This is a genomic window from Streptomyces sp. NPDC047072 (genome assembly GCF_040643855.1).
Taxonomy (GTDB): Bacteria; Actinomycetota; Actinomycetes; order Streptomycetales; family Streptomycetaceae; genus Streptomyces.
On the sequence record NZ_JBEYVC010000004.1, the window covers coordinates 77,095 to 103,658 of the forward strand.

Below are 26,564 nucleotides of genomic sequence, written 5' to 3' on the forward strand. Positions count from 1 at the left end.
CGGCGATTCCCGGCTCTCCGGCGACTCCCGGTCCTCCGGCGACCTCCGGTCCTCCGGCGACTCCGGGTCCTCCGCCAACCACCGCCACCCCGCCGACCCCCGCCACCCCGCCGGCCCCAGTCGCCCCACCGACCCCGCCGGCACCCTCTACCCCCTCCGGTCCCCCACCCCGTCCCCCCTCGCCCGCGCCGCCCTCGCCGGATTCGACGTCGAGGCCGCCGCCGCCGCTCAGCACCCCGCCTGTGCGCTGCTTCCCGCGGAGGCGGACGCGCACGGGGTCGCCACGCTCGTCTGGCATCGCAACCGGCCCTTCCACCCGGAGCGGCTCTACGACGCGCTGGAGGACATCACCTGCGCGGCCGCCCGCAGCCGGGGCCGGTTCTGGCTGGCCGACAAGCCGGACGTGCTGCTGCACTGGGACGCCGCCGGCGGTGCCCTGTGCGTGGAGAGCGTCGGCCCCTGGCTCGCCTCGCTGCCGGACGCGGCCTGGGACATGGTCCCGCCGGTGCGCCGCGCCGCCGCCGCGATGGACTGGCACCCCGAGCACGGCGACTGCTGCCAGCACCTCGTCTTCACCTCGCCCGGCCTCGACCGCGACGGACTCGAACAGCTCCTGGAGTCCTGCCTGTTGACCGACGCCGAGTACGCCGCCGGGCGCGACGCCTGGAAGCGGCTGCCGCCCGCCTTCGACACCCTTCTGGAGGTCTGATGCCTCGCAAGAGCGACCGCAAGCCCGTCAAGAGCCGCCCCAACCCGCTGGACGCGGCCGGGATCGACTACATCGACTACAAGGACACCGAGCTGCTGCGCAGGTTCATCTCCGACCGCGGCAAGATCCGCAGCCGCCGGGTCACCCGCGTCTCCGCCCAGCAGCAGCGCCTGCTGGCCCGCGCCATCAAGAACGCGAGGGAGATGGCACTGCTGCCGTACTCCAGCAGGTGATGCCGTACTCCGGCAGGTGACCGATCGTCACGGCGTCGCAACCGCAAGCAGGCGATCCCCTACGGCTCCCGGGGCCGTAGGGGATCGCCTGTTGTGTGCGGACCGCACCCGCGATCTCACGGAGTGAACCAGTGCCCAAAGGTTGGAACATCGGAGGCGTGGAACGCGTCTCTTCCTAGTGCACGCGGAGTTCGGGGCGCGGGAGCCGACCGGGAACGAATGCGGCGCACCACACGTCACATCTGTAACCACAGGAACACCCCGCGTGCACGTGCATCTGCTCATGCATCTGCACGTGAACAGAGCTATGATCCGGACCAGTTGACCACTGCATCAATGGCCCCAACGGCCACCGCACCACCGGGGAGCGACCTGTGGACCTCGACGTGTACAACGGCATGGCGGCCACGGCTCTGCACGGGGTGGCCTGGCAGAAGAGCCGGCACAGCAACTCGCAGGGTTCCTGCGTGGAGTTCGCGCGGCTGCCCGACGGGGGCGTGGCGGTGCGCAACTCCCGCTTCCCCGACGGCCCCGCGCTCGTCTACACCCGCGCGGAGATCGAGGCGATGCTGCTGGGCATCAAGGACGGCGAGTTCGACCACCTGATACTGGGCTGAACCACCCGAAAAACCCACGGGCGGCGCGCATGACCCGCGCGCACAACCCGCGTAGACACGAGGCCCGGCAAAAGGCCCCGTGCGCTCACTCGGCCGAGTGCGGCTGGAGCCGGAACAGCGCCCAGACCACCTTGCCGCCGAGCGTGCCCGCCAGCGGGTGCCAGCCCCAGCTGTCGCTGAAGGAGTCGACGAGGAACAGCCCGCGTCCTGACTCCGCGGAGAAGTCCTCGGAGTCGCGCGCGACGGGACTGTCCTGGCTGGGATCGCGCACCGCGCACACCAGCCGCTCGGTCCAGCGCATCAGGTGCAGCCGCACGGGCGGGTTCTGCTCCGCCGCGTGACCGTTGTTTACGTGACCATTCACGGCGCCGGTGCCGGGCATGGCGTGCCGCAGGGCGTTCGTGACAAGCTCGGAGACCACGAGAGCGACATCGTCGAAGCGGTCGCCCAGTTCCCACTGGTCGAGCGTTCCGCGGGTGAATCTCCGTGCGTCGCCCACCGCTTCGTAGCGGGCGGGAAGGGCGCAGGAGGCGGCGTCGGACACGGCCGCGGGATCCAGCGGCGGAAGGCCCTGCCGTAACGGCTCGAGCATGGTCGATCCATTCGTCCCCATGCGAGGCACTCCCGGGAATTCGCGGTCGTCGCATTGCGATGCAGCGGTTGCGCGGGACCATGGTTTCGGATGAGCGGTGCAGATGCAAGGTGCAGATGCACGTGCAGCTGACCGAATTGGACGCTCCCGTACCGCTTGTGGGGCATTTTTTCCGCCATCTTCTCTCCCTCTGCTTGCCAACTCCTTCCCGCTTCCTGTGCCGAATCTTTGGATTCTTTCCGTCTCTGTAATCGGACGAGTACTGCTCGGAGTGTTTTAGTGGCAGACTTCGGCCCCTGAAGACGTTGGGGAGGCTGGCGAACGTGAGCGCGGGAGAGCCCGGATCGGTGGTGCGGCGGATGCTGCTCGGCTCGCAACTCAGGCGGCTGCGGGAGGCGCGCGGCATCACGCGCGAGGCGGCGGGCTACTCGATCCGCGCGTCCGAGTCGAAGATCAGCCGGATGGAGCTGGGCCGGGTGAGCTTCAAGACACGTGATGTGGAAGACCTGTTGACCCTCTACGGCATCACGGACGAGCAGGAGCGCGCCTCGCTGCTCTCCCTCGCCCGCGAGGCCAACGTGGCGGGCTGGTGGCACAGTTACTCGGACGTCCTGCCGAGCTGGTTCCCCACCTATGTGGGCCTGGAGAGCGCGGCCACCCTCATCCGCGCCTACGAGGTCCAGTTCGTGCACGGTCTGCTCCAGACCGAGGCGTATGCACGTGCAGTCGTCCGGCGCGGCATGAAAGGCGCGAGCGAGATCGAGGTCGAGAAGCGGGTGGCCGTCCGCCTGGAGCGGCAGAAGCACCTCGTCTCGGAGAACGCCCCCGACTTCCACATCGTCCTCGACGAGGCCTCGCTGCGCCGGCCCTACGGCGACCGCGAGGTGATGCGCGGCCAGCTCCAGCATCTGATCGAGGTCTCCGAACACCCCAACGTCCGGCTCCAGATCATGCCGTTCGGCTTCGGCGGCCACTCCGGCGAGAGCGGTGCCTTCACGATCCTCAGCTTCCAGGAGTCCGACCTGACGGACGTCGTCTACCTGGAGCAGCTCACCAGCGCCCTCTACCTGGACAAGCGCGAGGACGTCACCCAGTACGAGAACGCCCTCAAGGAGCTCCAGCAGGACAGTCCGGGCCCCGACGAGAGCCGGGATCTGCTGCGCGGCCTGCTCCAGCTCTCCTGAATCTCCATCAAAAATCCTGGGGTTATCCCCAGAACATCGCTCTGCGTCCCCAACTCGCCTGGCACACAAGTACGATGACGCGTGATCAGACCGTGACGTTGATCGTGTGTCTGCTAGTGATTTGGGGATCACATGTCGTCGTACTTCACCGACCTGGCCCAGCAGTACATCGACGGTGAGTGGCGCCCGGGGACCGGCTCCTGGGACATCATCGACTTCAACCCGTACGACGACGAGAAGCTCGCGTCGATCACCATAGCCACGGTCGACGAGGTCGACGAGGCGTACCGGGCCGCCGCCCGCGCGCAGAAGAAGTGGGCCGAAACCAACCCCTACGCCCGCCGCGCGGTGTTCGAGAAGGCGCTCCGGGTGATCGAGGAGCGCGAGGGCGAGATCGCCGAGGCGATCATCGCCGAGCTCGGCGGCACCCGGCTGAAGGCCGGCTTCGAGCTCCACCTGGCCAAGGAGTTCCTGCGCGAGGCGATCCACCTGGCGCTGCGCCCCGAGGGCCGGATCATCCCCTCGCCGGTGGACGGCAAGGAGAACCGCGTCTACCGCGTCCCGGTCGGTGTCGTCGGCGTGATCAGCCCCTTCAACTTCCCCTTCCTGCTGTCGCTCAAGTCGGTCGCCCCGGCGCTCGCGCTCGGCAACGCCGTCGTCCTCAAGCCGCACCAGAACACCCCGATCGTCGGCGGCTCCCTGGTCGCGAAGATCTTCGAGGACGCGGGCCTGCCGGGCGGCCTGCTCAACGTCGTCATCACCGACATCGCGGAGATCGGCGACGCCTTCCTGGAGCACCCGGTCCCGAAGGTCATCTCCTTCACCGGCTCCGACAAGGTCGGCCGCCATGTGGCCACCGTCTGCGCCTCGAACTTCAAGCGCTCGGTCCTCGAACTCGGCGGCAACAGCGCCCTGGTGGTCCTCGACGACGCCGACATCGACTACGCGGTCGACGCCGCCGTCTTCAGCCGTTACGTCCACCAGGGCCAGGTCTGCATGGCCGCCAACCGCGTCCTGGTGGACCGTACGGTCGCCGAGGAGTTCACCGAGAAGTTCGTCGCCAAGGTGAAGACCCTGAAGGTCGGCGACCCGCGCGACCCCGGGACCGTCATCGGCCCCGTGATCAACTCCTCGCAGGCGGACGCCGTTTCGGCCGTCGTCGAGCAGGCGATCGCCGAGGGCGCCACCGCCCTGGTGCGCGGCACCACTACCGACAACCTGGTCGAGCCGTCCGTCCTCACGGACCTGCCCGCCGACTCCGCCCTCCTCAAGCAGGAGGTGTTCGGCCCGGTCGCCTTCCTCGTCCCCTTCGACGGCGAGGAGGAGGCCGTCCGCCTGGTCAACGACACGCCGTACGGCCTCAGCGGCGCCGTCCACACCGGGAACATCGAGCGCGGTGTGGCCTTCGCCAAGCAGATCGACACCGGCATGTTCCACGTCAACGACGGCACCGTCCACGACGAGCCGATCGTCCCCTTCGGCGGCGAGAAGCACTCCGGCATCGGCCGCCTGAACGGCGACACCATGCTCGACGCCTTCACCACCACCAAGTGGATCTCGGTCCAGCACGGCCGCAGCGGCTTCCCGTTCTAGGCGGTTCCACGGCGGCAGACATGCGTCCAGGTGCACAGTGGACGCATGTCTGCCACGTATCCCCTCGCAGAGGCACGGGCCAAGCTCGGCGAACTCGCTCGCCGGGCCGCGCAGCACGAGCGCATCACCCTGACCGACCGAGGTGTCCCGGCCGCGGTGCTGATCTCCCCGGCTGAGCTGGAAGACCTGGAGGACGCCCTCGCGCTGGCTCGCCTGGAGCGGGACAGGGCCCTGGGGCGGGCCGAGGCTCCCATTCCGCACGACGAGGCGCGGCGCGCGCTGCTTGAGGCGGCGGGGAAGGGGGAGTGACCTGGCAGGTCGTCTGGGAGCCCGCAGCCCTCAATGCGGCCGCCGGTCACCTCAAGGACGATCCTCACGGCGTCGACTCGCTTCTGCGAGCCACTGACCAACTCGCCGAGGATGAGCGGCCGGAGGGGTCGCGTGCCTGGGGCACACGGCATCGCCGCCTGCATCACGGTCCCTGGCGCATCCTGTACCGCGTCGATCCGGACGCGCGCACACTCCACATCGAGCACGTCGGCCGCACGGCCATATGAGCCGGCCGCGAGTCCCTGGACGGGAGGACCGCGTTCGAGCTGGTGGCGCTCGCCCAGAAGTGAGGCCATAACCTGGACCGCATGTCAAGCATCCGTCTTCTCGTGCTCGGCGCGGTGCGCCAGCACGGGCGGGCCCACGGCTACCAGGTGCGGGGCGACCTGGAGTACTGGGGCGCGCACGAGTGGTCCAACGCCAAGCCCGGCTCGATCTACCACGCGCTGAAGCAGATGGCGAAGCAGGGACTGCTGCACGCGCACGAGATCGCGCCCTCCACGGTGGGCGGCCCGCCGCGCACCGAGTACGAGATCACCGACGCGGGCACCGAGGAGTTCCTGCGGCTGGTGCGCGAGGCGCTGATCTCCTACGACCAGAAGATGGACATCAAGTCGGCGGCCATCGGCTTCATGGTCGACCTGCCGCGCGCCGAGGCGGTCGCCCTCCTCAAGGAGCGCATCCGGGGCATCGAGGCGTGGCGCTCCGCCGTCACCGAGCACTACGTGCCCGAGGACGGCCCCGAACAGCTCGGCCACATCGGCGAGATCATGAACCTCTGGATCCACACGGCCGACGCCGAGGCCGAGTGGACCCGGGGGCTGATCGCCCGTGTCGAGGGCGGCGCGTACACCTTCGCGGGCGAGGGCGAGCCGTTCGTCGGCGTCCTCGGCGAGGGGCAGGAGAACCCGTACGCGACGGGAGAGCGGCATCCCGGGGATGCCGACTAATCAAGTTTGACGAATGCGGAGGGCGGCACTACTTTGGCGAGGTAGTCAAGTTTGACTACCGGCTGATTCCGGAGGGTGGCAGATGACCGACGACGCGATCGTCGCGCAAGGCCTGCGCAAGCGGTACGGCGACAAGGACGCCCTGGCCGGGCTCGACCTCCGGGTCGCGCGCGGCAGCGTCCACGGCGTGCTCGGCCCTAACGGCGCGGGCAAGACGACCCTGGTCCGCGTCCTGTCCACGCTGCTCCGCCCCGACGCGGGCCGCGCCGAGGTGGCGGGCCACGACGTCGGGCGCGGGGCCTACGAGGTCCGGCTGCGCATCGGCCTGCTCGGCCAGCACGCGGCCCTCGACGAGGAGTTGGGCGGCCGCCAGAACCTGGAGATGTTCGGCCGCCTGTACCACCTGGGCGCCCGCCACGCGCGCGTGCGTGCCGACGAGCTCCTGGAGCGCTTCGGCCTCGCCGACACCGGCCGCAAGCCGGTCCGCGCCTACAGCGGCGGCATGCGGCGCCGCCTGGACCTCGCGGCCTCCCTCGTCTGCGACCCCGAGGTGCTGTTCCTGGACGAACCCACGACCGGCCTCGATCCGCGCGGCCGGTCGGAGGTGTGGGCCGCGGTCCGCTCCCTGGTGGGCGGCGGTATGACGGTCCTGCTCACCACGCAGTACCTGGAGGAGGCCGACCAGCTCGCCGACCGCATCTCGGTGGTCGACCGGGGCCGGGTCGTCGCCGACGGCACCGCGGACGAGCTGAAGGCCCGCACCGGCGGCGACCGCATCGACGTGGTCCTGCGGGACGCGGGCCAACTGGGCGCGGCCCTCGCCCTGTTGCCGCTCGACGCGGCCACGGTCTCCGTTGACCCCGACCGCCGGCTGCTCAGCGCTCCGGTCACCGACCGGATGGCGGCGCTCGCAGGTGTCGTACGGGCCCTGGAGGCGGCCGGGATCGAGGCGGAGGACGTGGCGCTGCGCCGCCCCACCCTGGACGAGGTGTTCCTGCACCTCACCGGCGACGACGGACGAGTGAAGGAGACCGTGTGAGCACCTACGCGCTGACCGATTCCTGGACCATGACCCGGCGCGAACTCGCCCACTGGGCACGGCAGCCGGTACGGGTCCTCGTCGGACTCGTCTTCCCGGTGATGCTGTTGCTGATGTTCGGCTACCTCGTCGGCGGCGGCCGGGGCGTCGAGGGGGAGTACGTCGACTATCTGGTCCCCGGGATGCTCGCGCTGACCATGGCGTTCGGGTTGGAGGCGACCATGATCGCGGTGACTCAGGACCTCGACAAGGGGGTGATCGACCGCTTCCGGTCCATGCCGATGACCAATGGGGCCGTCCTGGTGGGCCGTTCGGCGGCCGACATGCTCCAGTCCGCGCTGGGGCTGACCGCGATGATCGGCGTCGGGTACGCGATCGGCTGGCGGACCCACTCAGGTGTGACCGGACTCCTCGCGGCGGTGGGCCTGTTGCTGCTCTTCCGGTTCGCGATGCTGTGGATCGGCATCCACCTGGCCATGGTCGCCGGGAAGCCGGAGCTGGTGCAGGCCGTGCAGATCCTGGTCTGGCCGGTGGGCTTCCTGTCCAACGCCTTCGCGACCCCCGACTCCATGCCCGGCCGGCTGGGCACGGCCGTCGAGTGGAACCCGCTGTCCCGGACGGCCACGGCGGTACGGGACCTGGTGGGCGGCCCCGGCGGCGAACCGGGACACGTATGGGCGGCGGTCGTATGGCCGTTGGCGCTCCTCGCGGTCTTCTTCCCGCTGGCCGTGAGGAGGTTCGCGCGGCTGAGCCGCTAGTGATGGAAGCCGGTGGCCGCGTCCTTGTCCTTCGTGAACGGGTGCGGCTGGCGCCGCAGTTCGGGCAGCAGCCGCTCCAGGTCCGCCACGAACAGGTCCGCGAGATCGGCCGAGAAGCCGTTGCGGCACACGACCCTGAGCACCGACAGGTCCTCACGGTTCGGCGGGAAGGTGTACGCCGGGACCAGCCAGCCCCGCTCGCGCAGCCGCCGCGAGACGTCGAAGACGTCGTACGACGTGACGTCCGGCGCCGTCGTGAACGCGAACACCGGCAGCTCCTCGCCCCGGGTGAGCAGCCGGAAGTCGCCGAGCGCCGCCACCCGCTCGGCGAGCCCCAGGGCCACGTCCCGTGTGGACTGCTGGACGGCCCGGTAACCCTCGCGGCCCAGCCGTAGGAACGTGTAGTACTGCGCGACGACCTGGGCGCCGGGCCGGGAGAAGTTGAGGGCGAAGGTCGGCATGTCGCCGCCCAGGTAGTTGACCCGGAAGACCAACTCCTCGGGCAGCGCCTCGGCGTCCCGCCACAGCGCCCAGCCGACGCCCGGGTAGACCAGGCCGTACTTGTGCCCGGAGGTGTTGATCGAGGCCACGCGTGGGAGGCGGAAGTCCCACACCAGGTCCTCGTCGAGGAAGGGCGCGACCATCGCGCCGGACGCGCCGTCCACGTGTACCGGGATGTCGAGGCCGGTGCGTTCCTGGAGGGCGTCCAGGGCCGCGCAGAGGTCCGCGATGGGCTCGTAGGAGCCGTCGAAGGTGGAGCCGAGGACGCCGACCACCCCGATGGTGTTCTCGTCGCACAGCTCGGCCGCGGCCTGCGGGTCGAGGTGGTAGCGGTCGCCCTCCATGGGGACCTGCCGGGCCTCCACCTCCCAGAAATTGCAGAACTTCTCCCAGCAGACCTGGACGTTGACGCCCATCACCAGATTGGGGCGCGCGCCCGGGTACCGGTCGGCGTTCCGGCGCGCCCAGCGCCGCTTGAGCGCCATCCCGGCCAGCATGCACGCCTCGCTGGAGCCGGTCGTCGAACAGCCCACGGCGGCCGCGGGATCCGGCGCGTGCCACAGGTCGGCGAGCATCGCCACACAGCGCCGCTCCAGTTCGGCGGTGCGCGGGTACTCGTCCTTGTCGATCATGTTCTTGTCGCGGCACTCCGCCATCAGGACCCCGGCCTGGGGCTCCATCCAGGTGGTGACGAAGGTGGCGAGATTCAGCCGTGAGTTCCCGTCCAGCATCAGCTCGTCGTGGACCAGCTGGTACGCGGTGGCGGGCGGCAGGGGAGCGTCGGGGAGCCGGTGCTTGGGCGGGGCCTCGGCCATCCCGCCGACCGGGTTCGCCTCGCCGTAGAACGGGTTGACGGACAGCGGGCGCTCGTCGGGCTTCTCGGGACCTTTGTGGAGCGGCATGCCTTCGACGGTAGGACGGGAGGATCGGGCTTGCACCTCACGTCGCGTAAGGACTCAGTGTGGAGGGCGAACCGGAAAACGAGCGGAAGTGAGCCGTCGAACACTTGCCCAGTGCTTCATGCTTCAGGGTGGAGGTGGAGGGCATCCTGTCCGCAGCGATCCCGAGGGCCGCAGTGGCATGGCTAAGATCGCCTTGTCCTACAACGAAGTTGTCGGACCTACCGTCGGACGGGCGGGAAGTCAGGCCTGCGGAGGCCGTGTAAGACCGACCTTCACCGGTCGGCGGTGGCTCGTGAAACAGGAACCCGAGGGGGTATCGCGTAGCGGTACGGACCGGACTCTCATGCCCTTGGGCAGGAGAGGGCGTCAATCCGTGGGACAGGTCGCGGGCTTCGCCGGCGTCACGGTGCGCGCACTGCGCCGCCGGCACGAGCTGCTGACCGCCCGGATCGAGAAGCTCCAGAAGATGGCGACGGCCGTGGAGCACGCGATGGAGGCACGCACGATGGGCATCAATCTCACGCCGGAGGAGAAGTTCGAGGTCTTCGGCGACCACGATCCCGAGCAGCACGCCGAGGAGGCCGAGCGGCGCTGGGGCACCAGTGAGGCGTACCGGGAGTCACAGCGCAGGGCGGCCTCGTACACGAAGGAGGACTGGCTGCGGATCAAGCGCGAGGGCGAGGAGCTGACGGCCCGGCTCGCCGCCGCGATGGAGTGGGGGGCCGCCCCGGACTCCGCGGCGGTGATGGACCTGGCCGAGGAGCACCGTGGCTGGATCTCGCGCAACCACTACGCATGCTCGTACGAGATGCACCGAGGCTTGGCCGAGATCTACGTGGCCGATGCGAGGTTCACGGCCACCATCGACGCCGCCGGCCCCGGTCTCGCCGTCTACCTCAGGTCGGCGATCCTCGCGAACGCGGCCCGTCACCCCTCCTAGCTCACAGCTTTGTCTCAGGCGGCGCTCGGTGCATTCTGGGGGTTCTCATGGAACCTGGGTCACCCTGGCTGCGTTGATACGTTTGGGCAGCCAGCCCCGCCCGCCCCACCAGCAGGAGCCACAATCCCGTGACCACGCTCGCGCTCGGCCCCGAGTGGATCAGTCCCGACTATCTGATCGAGACGTTCAGCCTGCCAGGCATTCTGCTGATCGTCTTCGCCGAGTCGGGGCTGTTCGCGTTCCTGCCGGGCGACTCCCTGCTGTTCACGGCGGGCCTCTTCGTCGCGCAGGGCGAGTTCATCAGCCAGCCCCTGTGGCTCGTGTGCACGCTCATCGTGGCGGCCGCCGTCCTCGGCGACCAGGTCGGCTACATGATCGGCAAGTTCTTCGGCCCGAAGCTCTTCAGCCGCCCCAACTCCAAGCTCTTCAAGCAGGAGAACCTGGAGAAGGCCCACGAGTTCATGGAGAAGTACGGCCCGAAGGCGATCGTCCTGGCCCGCTTCGTCCCGATCGTGCGCACCTTCGCCCCCATCGTGGCGGGCGCCGGCCGGATGAAGTACCGCACGTTCCTGACGTACAACGTGATCGGTGGCGTCGCCTGGGGCACGGGCGTGACGCTCGCGGGGTACTGGCTCGGCCAGATCGACGTCATCCACAAGAACGTCGAGGCCATCCTCGTACTGATCGTCTTCGTCTCCGTGGTCCCGATCATCATCGAGTACCTCCGCGAGCGCGGGAAGAAGAAGCGCGAGGCGGCCCAGGCACCGGCGGCTCCGCCCCAGCAGCAGTACCACCCGCACCAGATGGACGACGCGACCACCCAACTCCGCCGCATCCCGTCCAACGACGAGCAGCAGCCGCCCCAGCAGCAGTACTACGGCCAGCAGCAGCCGTACGCCCAGCAGTACCCGCAGCAGCAGTCATACGGCCAGCAGCAGAACCCGTACAACCAGAACCAGGGCTACTAGAGCGCGGGGCCGCTCAGAACCCCCGGGTCCTCTTGGCGGCCCTGCGCTTCCCCGCGGAACCGACCCTCAGGAACATCCGCGAGATCTCCGACCCGAGATTGACCCCGATGGCGATCGCCATGGCCAGCGCCGCCGCCTTCGACAGCGACACCAGCCCTTCGTCGACCTCGTTCTGCGCGATCGACAGCAGCCCGAAGTAGGTCGCCGACCCCGGCAGCAATGGCCCGATCGCCGCGGTCGTGTACGGCAGCGCGGAGGCGAACCGGTACCGCGCCAGCAACTGCCCGAACAGCCCCACGAGCCCCGCGGCCACCGCCGTGGAGGCGACCGGCGACAGCTCGCCCGTGGTGGCCATCGCGCCGTAGACGCACCACGCCACCCCGCCGTTCAGCGTGACCGCCAGCACGGTCGACCGCTCCTGCTGGAGCAGCACCGCGAACGTCAGCGACAGCAGCATCGACGCCCCGATCAGCCACAGCGGCCGCGACCCCGTGGACAGCGCCTCGTCGGGGTTGAGATGGGCCCCCAGCTGCACCCCGACGTAGAGCATCACCAGCACGCCCGCGACGATCCCGACGAAGAAGTACATGACCTCCAGGAGCCGTGCGGAGGCGGTGATGTAGAAGCCGGTCAGCCCGTCCTGGACGCCCGCCACCAGGGCTCGCCCGGGCAGCAGCGCGAACAGCCCACCGGTGATGACGGCGGACGCCTTCACGTCGACGTCGGCCAGGGTCAGCGCGATCCCGATCGCGGCCGGCGGCATCGCGGCGACCGTGAACTGGTAGAACTCCGGCAGCCCGCGCCCCGCGCACAGCCAGGCCAGCCGGTCGCCGAGCATCGCGCCGAGCATGGCCGCGACGAACACCACGAGGTCACCGCCGACGAGGACGGAGGCCGCGCCCGCGAGCAGCCCGCTCGCCGAGGTGAGCACCCAGGTCGGGTACGGATGCCGGTTGCGGCGGATCTCGGCGAGCCGCCCGTAGGCGTCCTCCAGGGAGATCGCCGTCTCGGCGTCGCTGAGGTCGGCGACGAGCCGGTAGACGGCCGACAGGCGCGTGTAGTCGGTGCCGCGCCGCCGGACCGTCCGCGAGGCCGTCACCGGGTCGTCCACGAGCGAGGGCTGGTACGAGATCGACAGCAGGGTGAAGGTGACGTTCGGCTCGCAGCGGTCGAGGCCGTAGGAGCGGCACACGGCGAACATCGCCGCCTCCACGTCCTCCGCGCCCTCGCCGCCCGCCAGCAGCAGCTCGCCGATGCGCAGGGTGAGGTCGAGCACGCGCGGGACGGCCGGACCGCCCTCCTCGGCCTTCACGGCCTGCTCGGGCGCCGGGCGCTCGGCCACCGGCATCCGCAGCATCGTGCGCATCCGGTCCTGCCAGGGCAGGTCCTTGGTCAGGCTGACCGCCGGTATGCCGCCCGGCGGGGTGAAGGCGGGCGGGGCGTTGTGGGCGCTGTAGGTGCGCGGAGTGCTGAACGCCGAGCCCTCGGGCTCCGGCGCGGGCGCCTGGGGGACGTCGAGGCCCGTGGGGACGGCGAACTCGGACGTGGTCTCCGACTCCGTGACGCCCTTGGGGGCGGCGAGCCCCCGCGGGATCGCGAACTCGGACGTGATCTCGGGGTCATAGCCACCCCTCGCCTCGTCCGACTGCGGTTTCCGGGTCTCCGCTTCCGTCACTTGAGCAGCGCTCCCTCCACGACGCCTCCGGCAGCCTCAGTATGCGCGGGCATGCGAAGGGGCCGCACGCGTGCGCGTACGGCCCGTTCACCCGCCGGAGACTCAGTGGCCGCCCGACTCCTTGAAGCGCTTGTACGACCGCTCGATCTCGATCTCGGCGTCCGTACGGCCCACCCAGTTGGCGCCCTCGACGGACTTGCCGGGCTCCAGGTCCTTGTAGACCTCGAAGAAGTGCTGGATCTCCAGGCGGTCGAACTCGGAGACGTGGTGGATGTCGCGCAGGTGCTCGACGCGCGGGTCCGTCGCCGGGACGCACAGCAGCTTGTCGTCGCCGCCGGCCTCGTCGGTCATCCGGAACATGCCGATCGCACGGCACTTGATGAGGCAGCCCGGGAACGTCGGCTCGTCAAGAATGACCAGCGCGTCCAGCGGGTCGCCGTCCTCGCCGAGGGTGTTCTCGACGAAGCCGTAGTCGGTCGGGTAGGCGGTCGAGGTGAAGAGTCGACGGTCCAGGCGGATCCGACCGGTCTCGTGGTCCACCTCGTACTTGTTCCGCGAACCCTTCGGGATCTCGATCGTGACGTCGAACTCCACCGGTGGCTCCTCCATGATCAGCACATCGTTCTGGTGGTTAAGTGTCCCTCACGCCGGTGTGTGATCGCGAAAGGGGCTGGTGGTCGTGCCTGAACTGAGGCCTTGGCGGGCCGCGAGACCGCATGTCACGCGGTTCGTGAACGCCGTACGCCCCCGTCTGGCACGCGCCACGGACGCCGTACGCCCCGGTCTGACCCGGGCCGCGGACGCCGTACGGCCCTCGCTCGCGCGCACCGCGGCCGCCGTGAAGCCGCAGGTCACGCGGGTCAGGCGGGCCGTGGAGCCGCAGCTGGCGCGGATTCCGTGGCCGAAGCCCGTCGGGCCCTGGCGCTACACCGCGGTCGCCACCACCGCCGGACTGGCGCTGGCCGCCACCGTGGCGATGGCCGCCGGACCGTGGGACTCCTCGGGTCAGCGTACGGCCGAGCGGGACCGGGTCACCGCCCTGGAACAGCCGGGTGGCGCAGATCACGGCGGCTCCGGTACGTCGGCGCAGGGGCCCCGGCCCGCCCCGAGCGCCCCCTCCGTGCTCGCCGGTCTCGGCGGCTCCGTCGGCTCCCCGCAGCCCGCGCCGACCGGGCGGGCCCTCGGTGCCGTCCTGGAGCCGCTGCTGGGGGAGGCGGCCCTTGGCACGCGCCGTACGGCCGCCGTCGTGGACGTGGCCACCGGCAAGCGGCTGTTCGGCGCCGGCGCGGACGCCGGGCAGACCCCCGCCTCCACCACCAAGCTCGCCACCGCGGTCGCCGCCCTGTCCGCCCTCGGGCCCGACCACCGCCTCACCACCCGGGTCGCCCTCGAACCCGACACCAAGGAACTCGTGCTGGTCGGCGGCGGCGACCCCACGCTCACCGCGTCCGAGGACCCGGGGGAGTGGGCGAGCCTGCGCGAACTGGCCGCCGACACCGCCTCCGCCCTGAAGAAGCGCGGCATCACCAAGGTGACGCTGTCGTACGACACGAGCCTCTACGCCGGGTCCCAGATGCACCCGATCGGGGTCAACGACAACCTCGCCCCCGTCAGCCCCCTGATGAACGACGAGGGCCGCACCGACGGCTCGACCAGCGGTACCGCGCTCCGGGTGAGCGACCCCGCGGCGGCGGCGACCCAGCTGTTCGCCAAGCTCCTGGCACTGCAGAACATCACCACCAGCTCTCCCGGCCCCTCCAAGGCGACCGCCCGGGCGCAGACGCTCGCCGAGGTCTCCTCGCCGCCGCTGTCCGCCCTGGTCGAGCGCATGCTGACCAACAGCGACAACGACATCGCCGAGGCCCTGGCCCGCCAGACGGCCGTCGCGACCAAGGAGCGCGCCGACTTCGAGGGCGCCGGCAAGGCGATCCGCACCCAGCTCAGGAAGCTCGGGATCCCGCTGACCGGCACCGCCTTCCACGACGGCAGCGGCCTCGACCGCGCCGACCGGCTCACCGCCGACACCCTCACGGCCCTGCTGGTGAAGGCCGGCAGCGCCGACCACCCCGAACTCCGCGCCGTCCTGACGGGCCTTCCGGTGGCGGGCTTCACCGGCACGCTGGCGAGCCGTTACACGGACGGCGCGGCAGGGGTCGTACGGGCGAAGACGGGCACCCTGACGGGCGTGAACACCCTGGCGGGGACGGTCGTCGACCAGGACGGACGGCTGCTCGCCTTCGCGTTCATGGCCGGCGGGACGACGAGCGCGCCGGCCGCCCAGGCCGCGCTGGACGGGGCGGCGACGGCCCTCGCGGGCTGCGGCTGCCGCTGACCGCAGCGGGCCCGGCGGCGGCGCCCGCAGCTTGGGCGGGAGTCCACTTTGGCTGCCCGAGCGGCCTGCCCGTAGCGGGGACGCTCACGTACGGTTGACGCATGACGAGCATCGGTGGTGCCGAGATGGTCGACTGGAATCTCGCGGTCGCGACCGCGACCCGGCTCGTACGGCCGGGCCCCGACGTGAGCCGTGACGAGGCCCGGGCCGTCGTCGCGGAACTGCGCCGGCACGCCAAGGCCTCGGAGGAACACGTTCGCGGCTTCACCCGGATGGGGACGGGGGACGTCCACGACACTCCCGTCCTGGTCGTCGACCGGCCCGGCTGGGTGCGGGCGAACGTCGCCGGGTTCCGGGAGATCCTCAAGCCGCTCCTCGACAAGATGCAGGAGCGGCGCGGCAGCACCCCCGGCGGCGCGGTCCTCGGCGCCGTCGGCGGCAAGGTGACCGGCGTCGAGCTGGGCATGCTGCTGTCGTTCCTGTCCTCCCGCGTCCTCGGCCAGTACGAGACCTTCGCCCCGGCCACCCGCGAACTGCCCGCCGGAGAGAACGGCGGCGGCCGTCTCCTCCTGGTCGCCCCGAACATCGTGCACGTCGAGCGCGAACTCGACGTCCAGCCCCACGACTTCCGCCTCTGGGTCTGCCTCCACGAGGAGACCCACCGCACGCAGTTCACGGCCGTGCCCTGGCTCCGCGACCACCTGGAGGGCGAGATCCAGTCGTTCCTGGGCGAGACCGAGGTCGACCCCATGACCGTCCTGGAGCGCATCCGGGAGGCCGCCCAGTCCCTCGCCGGGGGCCGCCCCGAGGGCGAGGAGGACGACGGCGGGCGCTCCCTCGTCGAGATCGTGCAGACGCCGGCCCAGCGGGAGATCCTCGGCCGCCTCACCGCCGTGATGTCCCTCCTGGAGGGCCACGCCGACTTCGTGATGGACGGGGTGGGCCCGGAGGTCGTCCCGACCGTCTCCGAGATCCGCGAGAAGTTCCAGCAGCGCAGGGCCAAGGGCGCCTCCCGGCTGGACATGGCCCTGCGCAGGCTGCTGGGCCTGGACGCCAAGCTCCGGCAGTACCGCGACGGCGAGCGCTTCGTCCGCGCCGTCGTCGACCAGGTCGGCATGGACGGCTTCAACCGCGTGTGGACCTCCCCGAACACCCTGCCGACCAAGTCGGAGATCGCCAAACCGGCGGACTGGGTCGCGCGGGTGCACCGCAAGGCCGATTCGTGAGCGGTGCGCGCACCGCAGGAGAGGAATCCGGCCGACGGCAGGCGAACGCCCCTTCAATCACCCGTCCGAGGGACCGTGAGCCATGGGTAGGCGTGCAATGCTCGGGGAACGGCCCGGTTCTGTCACCATCTACACACTCTGAGTGACCGAACCCGGGCTCACCCCCCGAAAACTTCATGAAGGGAACCGGACATGGGTCCCCATCCTGCGGTCGCGGCGATACGCCTGGCGGTCCGCCGCGTCCTCCACGACATCCTCAACGAAGCCAGCCGCACAGCCGCCTACCGCGAGCCGGCCGGTGAGATCCCCGCTCCCGGCACCCCGCACGAGAACCGCACCCCGCACGAGCGCCCGCCGTCGCCGCTCGTGCTCGTGGCGTGTTCCGGCGGCGCCGACTCCATGGCCCTCGCCTCCGCCCTCGCCTTCGAGGCCCCCAAGCTCGGCGTCCGCGCCGGCGGCGTCACCGTCGACCACGGCCTGCAGCCCGGCTCCGACCTGCGCGCCGACGAGGTCGTCCTCCGGCTCCGCGAACTCGGCCTCGACCCCGTCGAGTCCGTCGCCGTCACCGTCGGCCGCGACGGCGGCCCCGAGGCCGCCGCCCGGGACGCCCGCTACGCTGCCCTGGACGCGGCCGCCGCCCGGCACGGCGCCCTCGCCGTCCTGCTCGGCCACACCCGCGACGACCAGGCCGAAACCGTCCTGCTGGGCCTCGCCCGCGGCTCCGGCATCCGCTCCCTGTCCGGGATGGCCGCGGTCTCGGGGGCCGACGGCCGCTACCGCCGCCCCTTCCTCCAGCTCGACCGGCAGACCGCCCGCAAGGCCTGCATGGTCCAGGCGCTGCCCGTCTGGGACGACCCGCACAACACCGACCCCGCCTACACCCGCTCCCGGCTGCGCCACGAAGGCCTGCCCGCCCTGGAGAAGGCGCTCGGCAAGGGCGTCGTCGAGGCGCTCGCCCGCACCGCCCAGCTCTCCCGCGACGACGCCGACGCCCTCGACACCTGGGCCCGACAGGCCGAGGCCTCCGTACGCGACGCCGCCGGCCTCCTGGAGTGCGCCAAGCTCTACGCCCTGCCGCCCGCCGTGCGCCGCCGCATCCTGCGCCAGGCGGCCATCGAGGCGGGCGCCCCGGCCGGCTCGCTGTTCGCCCGTCACATCGAGGAAGTCGACCGGCTGATCACCGGCTGGCGCGGCCAGGGAGCCATCAATCTCCCGGGCAAGGTCGTCGCCCAGCGGCAGGGTGGCAGACTGGTGATTCGGCAAGGCTGAATCTCGTCCCCCTTTGTGGGGGATCCGGGTGCTTCTTCGAGGCCCGGGCAGCCGGTGGGACGACCGAAAGTGATGCGGGTGGACGCGAAAGACATGGGTGCCGACCTCAAAGAGGTACTCATCACCAAGGAAGAGATCGACGCGAAGCTCGTGGAGCTCGCCGCGAAGATCGACGCGGAGTACGCGGGCAAGGACCTGCTCATCGTCGGCGTCCTCAAGGGCGCGGTGATGGTCATGGCCGACCTCGCCCGGGCGCTGTCCACCCCCGTCACCATGGACTGGATGGCCGTGTCCTCCTACGGCGCGGGCACCCAGTCCTCCGGTGTGGTGCGGATCCTCAAGGACCTCGACACCGACATCAAGGGCCGGCACGTCCTCATCGTCGAGGACATCATCGACTCCGGTCTGACGCTGTCCTGGCTGATCTCCAACCTCGGCTCGCGCGAGCCCGAGTCCCTGAAGATCTGCACGCTGCTGCGCAAGCCCGAGGCCGCCAAGGTCGCCATCGACGTCGAGTGGGTGGGCTTCGACATCCCCAACGAGTTCGTCGTCGGCTACGGCCTCGACTACGCCGAGAAGTACCGCAACCTCCCGTTCGTCGGTACGCTCGCGCCCCACGTCTACGGCGGCTGACCCGAAGGGCCCAGCCTCGTAGGAAGATCGGGAACCCCGGCGGCCGTCGCGCCGTTGGAGCATGCAGACGCGGTTCGCCAGCCGTCCCGTGCGGCTTCGGGCGACAATGCTGGGGTACCGTCAGAAGAACTGTCTTATCAAACTCACTATGGCAGGAGGGACGGGGCGGCACCGCTCCGTATGGATGGACGTGAAGCGATACTTCCGTGGGCCGGTCATGTGGATCGTGCTGGCCGTCCTTGCCGTGGTCGTGTTGATGCAGGTCGTCGGCTCGTCCGGCGGCTACAAGACGGTGGACACCGGCCAGGTCGTCCAGGCGATCAATGACAACAAGGTCCAGCAGGCCAAACTGACCACCGGCGACGAGCAGACCATCAAGGTCGAGCTCAAGGACGGCGAGAAGGTCGACGGCAGCTCGAAGATCCAGGCGAGCTACATCGGAGACCAGGGCCGTGACCTCGCCAATGTGCTGCAGAACAAGTACCAGGACAAGCAGATCCCGGACGGTTACACCGTCTCGCCGACGAAGCAGAACGCCTTCGTCGGGATCCTGCTCTCCCTGCTCCCCTTCGTCCTCATCGTGGTCGTCTTCCTGTTCCTGATGAACCAGATGCAGGGCGGCGGCTCCCGGGTGATGAACTTCGGGAAGTCCAAGGCCAAGCTCATCACCAAGGACACCCCGAAGACGACGTTCGCGGACGTCGCGGGCTCGGACGAGGCCGTCGAGGAGCTCCAGGAGATCAAGGAGTTCCTGCAGGAACCCGCCAAGTTCCAGGCGGTCGGGGCCAAGATCCCCAAGGGCGTACTGCTGTACGGCCCTCCCGGCACCGGCAAGACCCTGCTCGCGCGCGCCGTCGCGGGCGAGGCCGGTGTCCCCTTCTACTCGATCTCGGGTTCCGACTTCGTCGAGATGTTCGTCGGTGTCGGTGCCTCCCGAGTCCGTGACCTCTTCGAGCAGGCCAAGGCGAACGCCCCGGCGATCGTCTTCGTCGACGAGATCGACGCGGTCGGCCGCCACCGCGGCGCCGGCCTCGGCGGCGGTCACGACGAGCGCGAGCAGACGCTGAACCAGCTGCTCGTCGAGATGGACGGCTTCGACGTCAAGGGCGGTGTGATCCTCATCGCCGCGACGAACCGGCCCGACATCCTCGACCCGGCCCTCCTGCGCCCCGGCCGCTTCGACCGCCAGATCGCGGTCGACCGCCCGGACATGCAGGGCCGTCTGGAGATCCTCAAGGTCCACCAGAAGGGCAAGCCGGTCGCTCCCGACGTCGACCTGTCGGCCGTCGCGCGTCGCACCCCGGGCTTCACCGGCGCGGACCTGAGCAACGTCCTCAACGAGGCCGCCCTGCTCACCGCCCGCAGCGACAAGAAGCTGATCGACAACTCCATGCTGGACGAGGCGATCGACCGGGTGGTCGCGGGCCCGCAGAAGCGGACCCGGATCATGTCGGACAAGGAGAAGAAGATCACCGCGTACCACGAGGGCGGACACGCCCTGGTCGCGGCGGCTTCCCCGAACTCCGACCCGGTCCACAAGATCACGATCCTCTCCCGAGGCCGTGCTCTGGGCTACACGATGGTCCTGCCGGACGAGGACAAGTACTCGACCACGCGCAACGAGATGCTCGACCAGCTGGCCTACATGCTGGGTGGTCGCGCCGCCGAGGAACTGGTCTTCCACGACCCGACCACCGGCGCCGCGAACGACATCGAGAAGGCCACCGCCACGGCCCGCGCGATGGTCACGCAGTACGGCATGACCGAGCGTCTCGGCGCCATCAAGTTCGGCGGCGACAACACCGAGCCGTTCCTCGGACGTGAGATGGCTCACCAGCGCGACTACTCGGAAGAGGTCGCCGCGCTGGTCGACGAAGAGGTCAAGAAGCTCATCGAGAACGCGCACAACGAGGCCTGGGAGATCCTGGTCGAGAACCGCGACGTCCTCGACAACCTGGTGCTCCAGCTGCTGGAGAAGGAGACGCTGGGCAAGGAGGAGATCGCCGAGATCTTCTCCGCCATCGTCAAGCGCCCGGCGCGACCGGCCTGGACCGGTTCCTCCCGGCGCACCCCCTCCACCCGTCCGCCGGTGCTCTCTCCCAAAGAGCTCGCACTGACGAACGGCGCCAACGGCGCGACCCCGGCGATCTCCACCGCCAAGGTCACCGCCGCGGAGCCGGCCGCGGAAGCGGTGCCGGAGGAGCGCCCGGAGAGCTGACCTGCACGGTCACCCCGGTGACCCCAGCAGGCCCGGAATGGATGCCGCGCCCCCCAGGTTTTAGCCTGGGGGGCGCGGCGCTTTTCGGCCGCTTTCGAGGGACTCCAGGAAGAGGCACCAGATGACCGACCCCGTGACGCTGGACGGCGAGGGCTCCATCGGCGAGTTCGACGAGAAGCGCGCCGAGAACGCCGTACGCGAACTCCTGATCGCGGTCGGCGAGGACCCGGACCGCGAGGGACTGAGGGAGACGCCGGCGCGGGTGGCGCGGGCGTACAAGGAGATATTCGCGGGGCTGTGGCAGAAGGCCGAGGACGTCCTGACGACGACGTTCGACCTGGGGCACGACGAGATGGTGCTCGTGAAGGACATCGAGGTCCTGAGCTCCTGTGAACACCACCTCGTGCCGTTCGTCGGGGTCGCCCACGTCGGGTACATCCCGTCCACCGACGGCAAGATCACCGGACTGTCGAAGCTGGCCCGGCTGGTGGACGTCTACGCCCGCCGGCCGCAGGTGCAGGAACGACTCACCACGCAGATCGCCGACTCGCTGATGGAGATCCTGGAGCCGCGCGGGGTCATCGTCGTGGTCGAGTGCGAACACATGTGCATGTCGATGCGCGGGGTCCGCAAGCCGGGGGCGAAGACCATCACCTCGGCGGTGCGCGGTCAGCTGCGCGATCCGGCCACCCGCAACGAGGCGATGAGCCTGATCATGGCACGCTGATCAGGCGGCCGAGGGCGCGCCCGTGTTGCGGTCGTCGTCCTCCGGGAGCTTGCAGACGCGCTCCAGGAAGATGGCGGCCACTATGACGGCGATGCCCGCGAGGACCGAGAAGCCGGCGTAGATGGCCTGGTCGCGGCGGGCGGGGATGTCGAGGGACTCCAGCAGGAAGACGCCGGTGCCGCCGTACATGCCGGAGACGAGGGCCGCGACCAGGGCGCTGGCCTGGCCGAAAACGACCGCGCGGGCGGCCATCAGGGGGTCGACGCCCTTCGCCTCGGGGCTCCGCTCGCGCTGGGCCTTGAGGCGGGCGCGGATCGAGAGCGCCGTGGCCACCAGGACGACGGCGATCAGGGCGAGCACCACGGGGGCGGCCAGCGGGACGCTGGGGAGCGTCCCCACGGAGTTCCACAGGCGGGCACCCGCCCAGGACAGGACTCCGGCTACGGCGAACACGCCGGCCAGCAGCCTGATGCGCAGCTCTTTCACGGTGCCCCTTCAGCTCCCCCGTCGTCCCACGAAGTGTGGCCGTCTTGACCTTAACGGCTATTCGGGCAGCCGGAGTTCCAGGTCGCCCCGGGGTTCCACGCCGTCGCGGGTGAGGGTGCCGAGGAGGTCGGCGACCGGGCCCCGGCCGGGCAGCTGGGCCTCGGGCTCCACGTCGTGCCAGGGGGCGAGGACGAAGGCGCGCTGATGGGCGCGCGGGTGGGGGAGGGTGAGCACCGGGTCGTCGGAGACGACCTCCGCGTACGCGACGATGTCGACGTCCAGCGTGCGCGGGCCCCAGCGCTCGTCCCGGACCCGGTTGAAGGCCTCCTCGACCGCGTGCGCCCGCTCCAGCAGGGAGGACGGGGGGAGCGTGGTCTTCAGCACCACCACCGCGTTGAAGTACGAGGGCTGGCTGTCCGGGGCCACGCCCCACGGCTCGGTCTCGTAGACCGGTGAGACCGCCTTGATGCGCACGCCCGGGGTGTCCTCCAGGGCGTCGATGGCGCCCTGGAGGGTCTCCAGGCGGTTGCCGAGGTTGGAGCCGAGGGAGATCACGGCCCGCTTGGGGTTGTGGAGCGTGGTGTCGGCCGCGTCCACCTGCTGCACGACGGAGGCGGGCACCGGCTGGACGGTCGGGTCGCTGGGGCCCGTGAAGGACGCGGTCATACTCGGCTCCGGGTGATCGTGACGGTCACGTCGTCGAAGGGGACGGTGATCGGTGCGTCGGGCTTGTGGACCCGGACCTCGACCTCCTCTACCCCCGCGTGCTTCAGACAGGCCTGCGCGATGCGCTCGGCGAGCGTCTCGATGAGGTTGACGGGCTCGCCCTCGACGACGGCCACGACCTCCTCCGCCACGATGCCGTAGTGCACGGTCTTCGCCAGGTCGTCGTCGGCCGCGGCCGGACGGGTGTCGAGCCCGAGGACGAGGTCCACGACGAAGGTCTGGCCCTCCGCGCGCTCCTCGGGGAACACGCCGTGGTACCCGCGGGCCTTCAGGCCGCGCAGCGCGACACGATCCACGCGAATCACTCCTGCAATCGTCGGTCGGGGCCGGTGGGTGCCGGGTGCGGGCGGCACCCCGGCCTTCGTCGAATCTACCCGCGGGCACTGACAGGCACGGGCCACGGGGGCGTCGGCCCGCACCGGGGCCAGGAGGTTTCATCAGGCGTTTCCCCTGGGGAACCCGGCGGCTCACGGGTTGGTAGCCGCCCATACCCAGGGGTTCGTGATTCCAACCACTTCTTGGGCCGAGGGGGTCCTTGCCGGGTTCGGGAGGGGCGCCGCGGGGTCACGCGGGACTGTCGTCGTCCTCGTCCTCGTCGTTCTCGGCCAGCACCGGGGAGGCGTGGTGGGACCACAGCTTCCAGCCGTCCGGGGTGCGCCGGAACACGTTCGTGGCGACCACCAGCTGGCCGACCAGCGGGCCCAGCTCCTCACCGCCCTCGGGGGCCGGGCCGCCGCTGAGGATGTTCTCGGTGCAGGTCACCAGGGCGGTGTCGCCGGTCACGGAGACATGCACGTCGGTGAGGAAGAACTGGATGTAGTCGGTGTTCGCCATGATCAGCGCGTACGACCTGAGGACCTCGCCGCGACCGGTCAGCACCGGCCAGCCGGGGTGCACGCAGGAGACCACGCCGACGTCCGCCGGGTCGTGGTACTCCTCGTCGACGCCCAGGTCGGACGGGGTCAGCCAGAGCGAGGACACCGCCTCGAAGTCGCCGCGCTCCAGTGCCTCGTAGAAGGCGGTGTTGGCGGCTTCCACCTGCTCGACCTCGGTGTGGGGGGCGCTCACAGGGCTCCTTCCGCGCCGTTGCGCGCGGTGCGCGCTCCCTCCACGGCGCGGGCGACCCGTACCGCGTCCGCCGTCGCGTGCACCTCGTGGACGCGGACCGCCCAGGCGCCGGCCTGCGCGGCGAGGGCGGAGACGGCGGCGGTGGCGGCGTCGCGTTCGCGGGCCGGGGGCGGGGCGCCGTTCGGGTCGGCCAGGACGCGGCCGAGGAAGCGCTTGCGGGAGGCGGCGACCAGGAGCGGGTGGCCGAGGGTGAGGAGACGGTCCAGGTGGGCGAGCAGGACGAGGTCGTGCTCGGCGTCCTTGGAGAAGCCGAGGCCGGGGTCGACGACGATCCGGTCGGGGGCGATGCCGCCCGCGAGAACGGCCTCCACGCGCGCGTGCAGTTCGTCGACGACCTCGGCGACGACGTCGGCGTAGACGCCCCTGACGTTGCCGCCCTCCAGGAAGCCGCGCCAGTGCATGACGACGAAGGGTGCGCCCGCCTCGGCCACGACCGGGATCATGGCCGGGTCGGCGAGGCCGCCGCTGACGTCGTTGACGAGGGCGGCGCCGGCCTCCAGGGAGCGGGCGGCGACGGAGGCCCGCATGGTGTCGACGGAGACCGTGACGCCCTCGGAGGCCAGGCCGCGGACGACCGGGATGACCCGGCGCAGTTCCTCGGCCTCGTCGACGCGGGTCGCGCCGGGCCGGGTGGACTCGCCGCCGACATCGACGAGGTCGGCGCCCTCGGTGACCAGGGCGAGTCCGTGCTTGACGGCGGCCGCGGTGTCGAACCAGCGGCCGCCGTCGGAGAAGGAGTCGGGGGTGACGTTCACGACCCCCATGACCGCGCAGCGGTCCCATTGAGGAAGTCCCGCGACGCGACCGCGTCCGCTCTGCGTGCTCATACGTTCAGCCTAGGCCCCGTGCGGAGCCGTACGGCCGTGTGCGGGGTCAGGCCGCTCTGGCGTCCCGCTCCGTGACCGCGTGCGCACACACGCGTGCGGCGCGGGAGCGACGGCGCAGGAAGCGCGGCAGCGGGAGGGCGAGGTTGACGAACCCCTCGGCCTGCATGGCGGCGAAGCCGATGCGGGGCAGGTCCGCGGAGGCGCGGTAGACGACGAAGCGGGGCTCCCAGCGGGGCTGGAACTTCGCGTTGAACTTGTACAGCGACTCGATCTGGAACCAGCGGGAGAGGAAGACCAGCAGTCCCCGCCAGGCGCGCAGCACCGGGCCCGCGCCGATCTTCTCGCCGCGCGCCAGCGCCGAGCGGAACATCGCGAAGTTGAGCGACACGCGCGTGATGCCGAACTTCGGTGCCGCCTGGAGGGCCGCGACGATCAGCAGTTCGTTCATGCCGGGGTCGGCCGCGCGGTCGCGGCGCATCAGGTCCAGGGAGGCGCCGTCGGTTCCCCACGGCACGAAGTGCAGGATCGCCTTCAGGTCGCCGTAGGGGCCGGGGTGCTCGTCCGCCTTGTGGGCGGTCGCGATGAGGCAGTCCCCGTCGGAGGGGTCGCCGACCCGGCCCAGGGCCATGGAGAAGCCCCGCTCGGTGTCGGTGCCGCGCCAGTCGTCGGCGGCCAGCCGGATCCGCTCCAGCTCGCCCTCCCCGAGGTCACGGACGCGCCGTACCCGGGTCTCGTAACCGGCGCGCTCGATACGCTTGACCATCTGGCGCACGTTGCGCATCGCGCGGCCGGCCAGGGAGAAATCCGCGACGTCCACCACCGCCTCGTCGCCGAGTTCCAGGCAGTCCAGGCCGGTCTCGCGGGTCCACACCTCACCACCGGTCTCCGAGCAGCCCATGACGGCGGGCGTCCAGGAGTGCGCCTGGGCCTCGTCCATGAAGCGCTCGATGGCGCCGGGCCAGGCCTCGACGTCGCCGATCGGGTCGCCGCTGGCGAGCATCACGCCGGAGACCACGCGGTAGGTGACGGCCGCCTTCCCGCTCGGGGAGAAGACGACGGCCTTGTCGCGACGGAGCGCGAAGTGGCCGAGGGAGTCCCGGCGGCCGTGCTTCTCCAGGAGGGCCCGCAGGCGGACCTCGTCCTCCTCGGTGAGCTGGGCCGCGGGGTGCTCGGGGCGGAAGGCGAGGTAGATCGTCGTGATCGCCGTCAGCAGGCCCAGGGCGCCCAGGGAGAAGGCGACCGTCCAGGAGGTGTTGCCCTGGTAGTCGACCGGGCCCTCGAAGCCGAACAGGCCGTACAGGACGTGTGTCAGGCGATCGGCCAGGCTCGGGTCGCCGACCATGCGGTTCGGGTGGACGCTGACGATGACCAGTCCGAGGACGAGGGAACCGGCGCCCATGAGGACGAAGTTGGCGAGCGCGCGCCACCTGCTGCGCGGGTCGGGCAGCGCCGCGAACTGGTCGCGGTGGCGCAGCAGCGGTGCCAGCAGCGCGAGCGAGATGACCGCGCCGAGCAGCGAGTGCCGGTACGTGAACTGCGCCAGCGCGCCCGCCGGCAGCAGGGCCACCGCCGCGCGCCAGGCCCGCCGCTTGCGGCGCCTGAGGCCGTGGGCGAGCAGCAGCAACAGCACGCCGGTGCTCAGCGAGAGCGCGGCCGCGAACGGGCCGAGCGCGCCGGGCAGCACCTCGGCCATGGTGTGCATACGACTGTGCCGGAAGCGCGGGAAGACGCCGGCGGCGATGTCCAGCAGGCCCACGAGCGCACAGGCTCTGGCGACGAGGACGGGCACCGCCTCGGGGCGTGGTCCGCGCACTGCGCGGTGCATCCAGGTTGATCGGTGCGGAACCCCGCCCGACATTTCCTCATCTGTCCTGACAGACATCGCATCCCGTAGTTCTGCGAGTGACTTTGGATCCGGAGCCGATCGGGGCATCCGGCGACATTGCGCCCTCTAGGACGGTGTCTCGGAGACACAGGTTCACTCATCTCCCCAAAGCCGTT

At 70.6% G+C, this 26,564-nt stretch carries 27 protein-coding genes and 1 pseudogene; 18 read left to right on the forward strand and 10 right to left on the reverse strand.

The genetic code is table 11. The annotated features are described in order from the left end of the window. Positions 1-172: 172 nt before the first annotated feature. The 3 genes and pseudogenes from ABZ896_RS02965 to ABZ896_RS02975 all read left to right on the forward strand — a co-directional run. Positions 173-709 (forward strand): annotated as a pseudogene (locus tag ABZ896_RS02965) (GTP-binding protein); the annotation flags it as partial. Further along, complete coding sequence (gene rpsR / locus ABZ896_RS02970; RefSeq protein WP_360920899.1) at positions 709-942, forward strand: 30S ribosomal protein S18; 234 nt, start codon at positions 709-711, stop codon at positions 940-942. The pseudogene ABZ896_RS02965 and the gene rpsR, both read left to right, overlap by 1 nt. Positions 943-1,316: 374 nt before the next feature. Then, positions 1,317-1,559: a DUF397 domain-containing protein gene (locus ABZ896_RS02975; RefSeq protein WP_360920901.1), complete on the forward strand. Its 243-nt coding sequence runs from the start codon at positions 1,317-1,319 to the stop codon at positions 1,557-1,559. Between the two features lie 85 nt (positions 1,560-1,644). Here ABZ896_RS02975 and ABZ896_RS02980 read toward each other — a convergent pair whose 3' ends face one another. After that, entirely contained in the window at positions 1,645-2,151 is a 507-nt protein-coding gene (locus ABZ896_RS02980) for an ATP-binding protein (protein WP_360920904.1), read from the reverse strand. Between the two features lie 359 nt (positions 2,152-2,510). Between ABZ896_RS02980 and ABZ896_RS02985 the strand changes: the two genes are divergently transcribed. The 7 genes from ABZ896_RS02985 (at position 2,511) to ABZ896_RS03015 (ending at position 8,005) form a co-directional block, all read left to right on the forward strand. Beyond that, positions 2,511-3,335, forward strand: a complete 825-nt coding sequence (locus ABZ896_RS02985) for a helix-turn-helix transcriptional regulator (protein ID WP_360921089.1) — start codon at positions 2,511-2,513, stop codon at positions 3,333-3,335. Between the two features lie 132 nt (positions 3,336-3,467). After that, positions 3,468-4,928: an aldehyde dehydrogenase family protein gene (locus tag ABZ896_RS02990; RefSeq protein WP_360920907.1), complete on the forward strand. Its 1,461-nt coding sequence runs from the start codon at positions 3,468-3,470 to the stop codon at positions 4,926-4,928. A 45-nt stretch (positions 4,929-4,973) separates the two neighbouring features. Then, the gene (locus tag ABZ896_RS02995; RefSeq protein WP_360920910.1) at positions 4,974-5,237 is read left to right on the forward strand and encodes a type II toxin-antitoxin system prevent-host-death family antitoxin; all 264 of its coding nucleotides are present in this window, start codon (positions 4,974-4,976) and stop codon (positions 5,235-5,237) included. Continuing rightward, entirely contained in the window at positions 5,234-5,485 is a 252-nt protein-coding gene (locus ABZ896_RS03000; RefSeq protein ID WP_360920913.1) for a type II toxin-antitoxin system RelE/ParE family toxin, read from the forward strand. The genes ABZ896_RS02995 and ABZ896_RS03000 overlap by 4 nt, the downstream gene beginning before the upstream one ends. 81 nt (positions 5,486-5,566) lie before the next feature. Further along, positions 5,567-6,208, forward strand: a complete 642-nt coding sequence (locus ABZ896_RS03005; protein ID WP_360920916.1) for a PadR family transcriptional regulator — start codon at positions 5,567-5,569, stop codon at positions 6,206-6,208. An 82-nt stretch (positions 6,209-6,290) separates the two neighbouring features. Further along, complete coding sequence (locus tag ABZ896_RS03010) at positions 6,291-7,247, forward strand: ATP-binding cassette domain-containing protein (protein ID WP_360920919.1); 957 nt, start codon at positions 6,291-6,293, stop codon at positions 7,245-7,247. Further along, positions 7,244-8,005, forward strand: a complete 762-nt coding sequence (locus tag ABZ896_RS03015; RefSeq protein WP_360920921.1) for an ABC transporter permease — start codon at positions 7,244-7,246, stop codon at positions 8,003-8,005. Before ABZ896_RS03010 ends, ABZ896_RS03015 begins: the two co-directional genes overlap by 4 nt. On the opposite strand, the gene ABZ896_RS03020 is transcribed toward ABZ896_RS03015, so the two are convergent. Next, positions 8,002-9,408 carry a glutamate decarboxylase gene (locus ABZ896_RS03020; RefSeq protein WP_360920924.1) on the reverse strand — a complete coding sequence of 469 codons (1,407 nt, stop codon included), beginning with the start codon at positions 9,406-9,408 and terminating at the stop codon, positions 8,002-8,004. The genes ABZ896_RS03015 and ABZ896_RS03020 overlap by 4 nt on opposite strands. A 343-nt stretch (positions 9,409-9,751) precedes the next feature. Here ABZ896_RS03020 and ABZ896_RS03025 point away from each other — a divergent pair, with 343 nt between their 5' ends. Together ABZ896_RS03025 and ABZ896_RS03030 are read left to right on the forward strand one after the other, a co-directional pair. After that, on the forward strand, positions 9,752-10,348 hold the full coding sequence (locus ABZ896_RS03025) for a TipAS antibiotic-recognition domain-containing protein (protein WP_360920927.1): 597 nt from the start codon (positions 9,752-9,754) through the stop codon (positions 10,346-10,348). 128 nt (positions 10,349-10,476) lie between these two features. Beyond that, the gene (locus ABZ896_RS03030) at positions 10,477-11,316 is read left to right on the forward strand and encodes a VTT domain-containing protein (RefSeq protein ID WP_360920930.1); all 840 of its coding nucleotides are present in this window, start codon (positions 10,477-10,479) and stop codon (positions 11,314-11,316) included. A 13-nt stretch (positions 11,317-11,329) separates the two neighbouring features. Here ABZ896_RS03030 and ABZ896_RS03035 read toward each other — a convergent pair whose 3' ends face one another. Further along, on the reverse strand, positions 11,330-12,991 hold the full coding sequence (locus tag ABZ896_RS03035; RefSeq protein WP_360920932.1) for a threonine/serine exporter family protein: 1,662 nt from the start codon (positions 12,989-12,991) through the stop codon (positions 11,330-11,332). Positions 12,992-13,093: 102 nt separating this feature from the next. After that, positions 13,094-13,585: an inorganic diphosphatase gene (locus ABZ896_RS03040; RefSeq protein ID WP_217556031.1), complete on the reverse strand. Its 492-nt coding sequence runs from the start codon at positions 13,583-13,585 to the stop codon at positions 13,094-13,096. Positions 13,586-13,664: 79 nt separating this feature from the next. On the opposite strand from ABZ896_RS03040, the gene dacB reads away from it, so the two are divergent. The 6 genes from dacB to folE all read left to right on the forward strand — a co-directional run bounded on the left by dacB (position 13,665) and on the right by folE (position 21,396). Continuing rightward, positions 13,665-15,323, forward strand: a complete 1,659-nt coding sequence (dacB, locus tag ABZ896_RS03045) for a D-alanyl-D-alanine carboxypeptidase/D-alanyl-D-alanine-endopeptidase (RefSeq protein ID WP_360920935.1) — start codon at positions 13,665-13,667, stop codon at positions 15,321-15,323. A gap of 101 nt (positions 15,324-15,424) precedes the next feature. After that, entirely contained in the window at positions 15,425-16,549 is a 1,125-nt protein-coding gene (locus tag ABZ896_RS03050) for a zinc-dependent metalloprotease (RefSeq protein ID WP_360920938.1), read from the forward strand. A 192-nt stretch (positions 16,550-16,741) separates the two neighbouring features. Then, complete coding sequence (gene tilS, locus ABZ896_RS03055; RefSeq protein ID WP_360920941.1) at positions 16,742-17,818, forward strand: tRNA lysidine(34) synthetase TilS; 1,077 nt, start codon at positions 16,742-16,744, stop codon at positions 17,816-17,818. Between the two features lie 72 nt (positions 17,819-17,890). Beyond that, entirely contained in the window at positions 17,891-18,451 is a 561-nt protein-coding gene (gene hpt, locus ABZ896_RS03060; RefSeq protein WP_360921092.1) for a hypoxanthine phosphoribosyltransferase, read from the forward strand. A gap of 184 nt (positions 18,452-18,635) precedes the next feature. Continuing rightward, complete coding sequence (gene ftsH, locus ABZ896_RS03065; protein ID WP_360920944.1) at positions 18,636-20,669, forward strand: ATP-dependent zinc metalloprotease FtsH; 2,034 nt, start codon at positions 18,636-18,638, stop codon at positions 20,667-20,669. A 121-nt stretch (positions 20,670-20,790) separates the two neighbouring features. After that, entirely contained in the window at positions 20,791-21,396 is a 606-nt protein-coding gene (folE, locus tag ABZ896_RS03070) for a GTP cyclohydrolase I FolE (protein WP_360920947.1), read from the forward strand. On the opposite strand, the gene ABZ896_RS03075 is transcribed toward folE, so the two are convergent. The 6 genes from ABZ896_RS03075 to ABZ896_RS03100 form a co-directional block, all read right to left on the reverse strand. Next, complete coding sequence (locus ABZ896_RS03075; protein ID WP_360920950.1) at positions 21,397-21,882, reverse strand: DUF3180 domain-containing protein; 486 nt, start codon at positions 21,880-21,882, stop codon at positions 21,397-21,399. Between the two features lie 57 nt (positions 21,883-21,939). Next, positions 21,940-22,548, reverse strand: coding sequence for a 2-amino-4-hydroxy-6-hydroxymethyldihydropteridine diphosphokinase (folK, locus tag ABZ896_RS03080; RefSeq protein WP_360920953.1), 609 nt, complete (start codon positions 22,546-22,548; stop codon positions 21,940-21,942). Continuing rightward, entirely contained in the window at positions 22,545-22,904 is a 360-nt protein-coding gene (folB, locus tag ABZ896_RS03085) for a dihydroneopterin aldolase (protein ID WP_360920955.1), read from the reverse strand. The genes folK and folB overlap by 4 nt, the downstream gene beginning before the upstream one ends. Before the next feature lie 268 nt (positions 22,905-23,172). Beyond that, complete coding sequence (locus ABZ896_RS03090; RefSeq protein ID WP_360920958.1) at positions 23,173-23,676, reverse strand: nuclear transport factor 2 family protein; 504 nt, start codon at positions 23,674-23,676, stop codon at positions 23,173-23,175. Beyond that, positions 23,673-24,563, reverse strand: a complete 891-nt coding sequence (gene folP / locus ABZ896_RS03095) for a dihydropteroate synthase (protein ID WP_360920961.1) — start codon at positions 24,561-24,563, stop codon at positions 23,673-23,675. The genes ABZ896_RS03090 and folP overlap by 4 nt, the downstream gene beginning before the upstream one ends. A gap of 46 nt (positions 24,564-24,609) precedes the next feature. Beyond that, entirely contained in the window at positions 24,610-26,421 is a 1,812-nt protein-coding gene (locus ABZ896_RS03100) for a phosphatidylglycerol lysyltransferase domain-containing protein (RefSeq protein ID WP_360920964.1), read from the reverse strand. Positions 26,422-26,564: the final 143 nt, after the last annotated feature.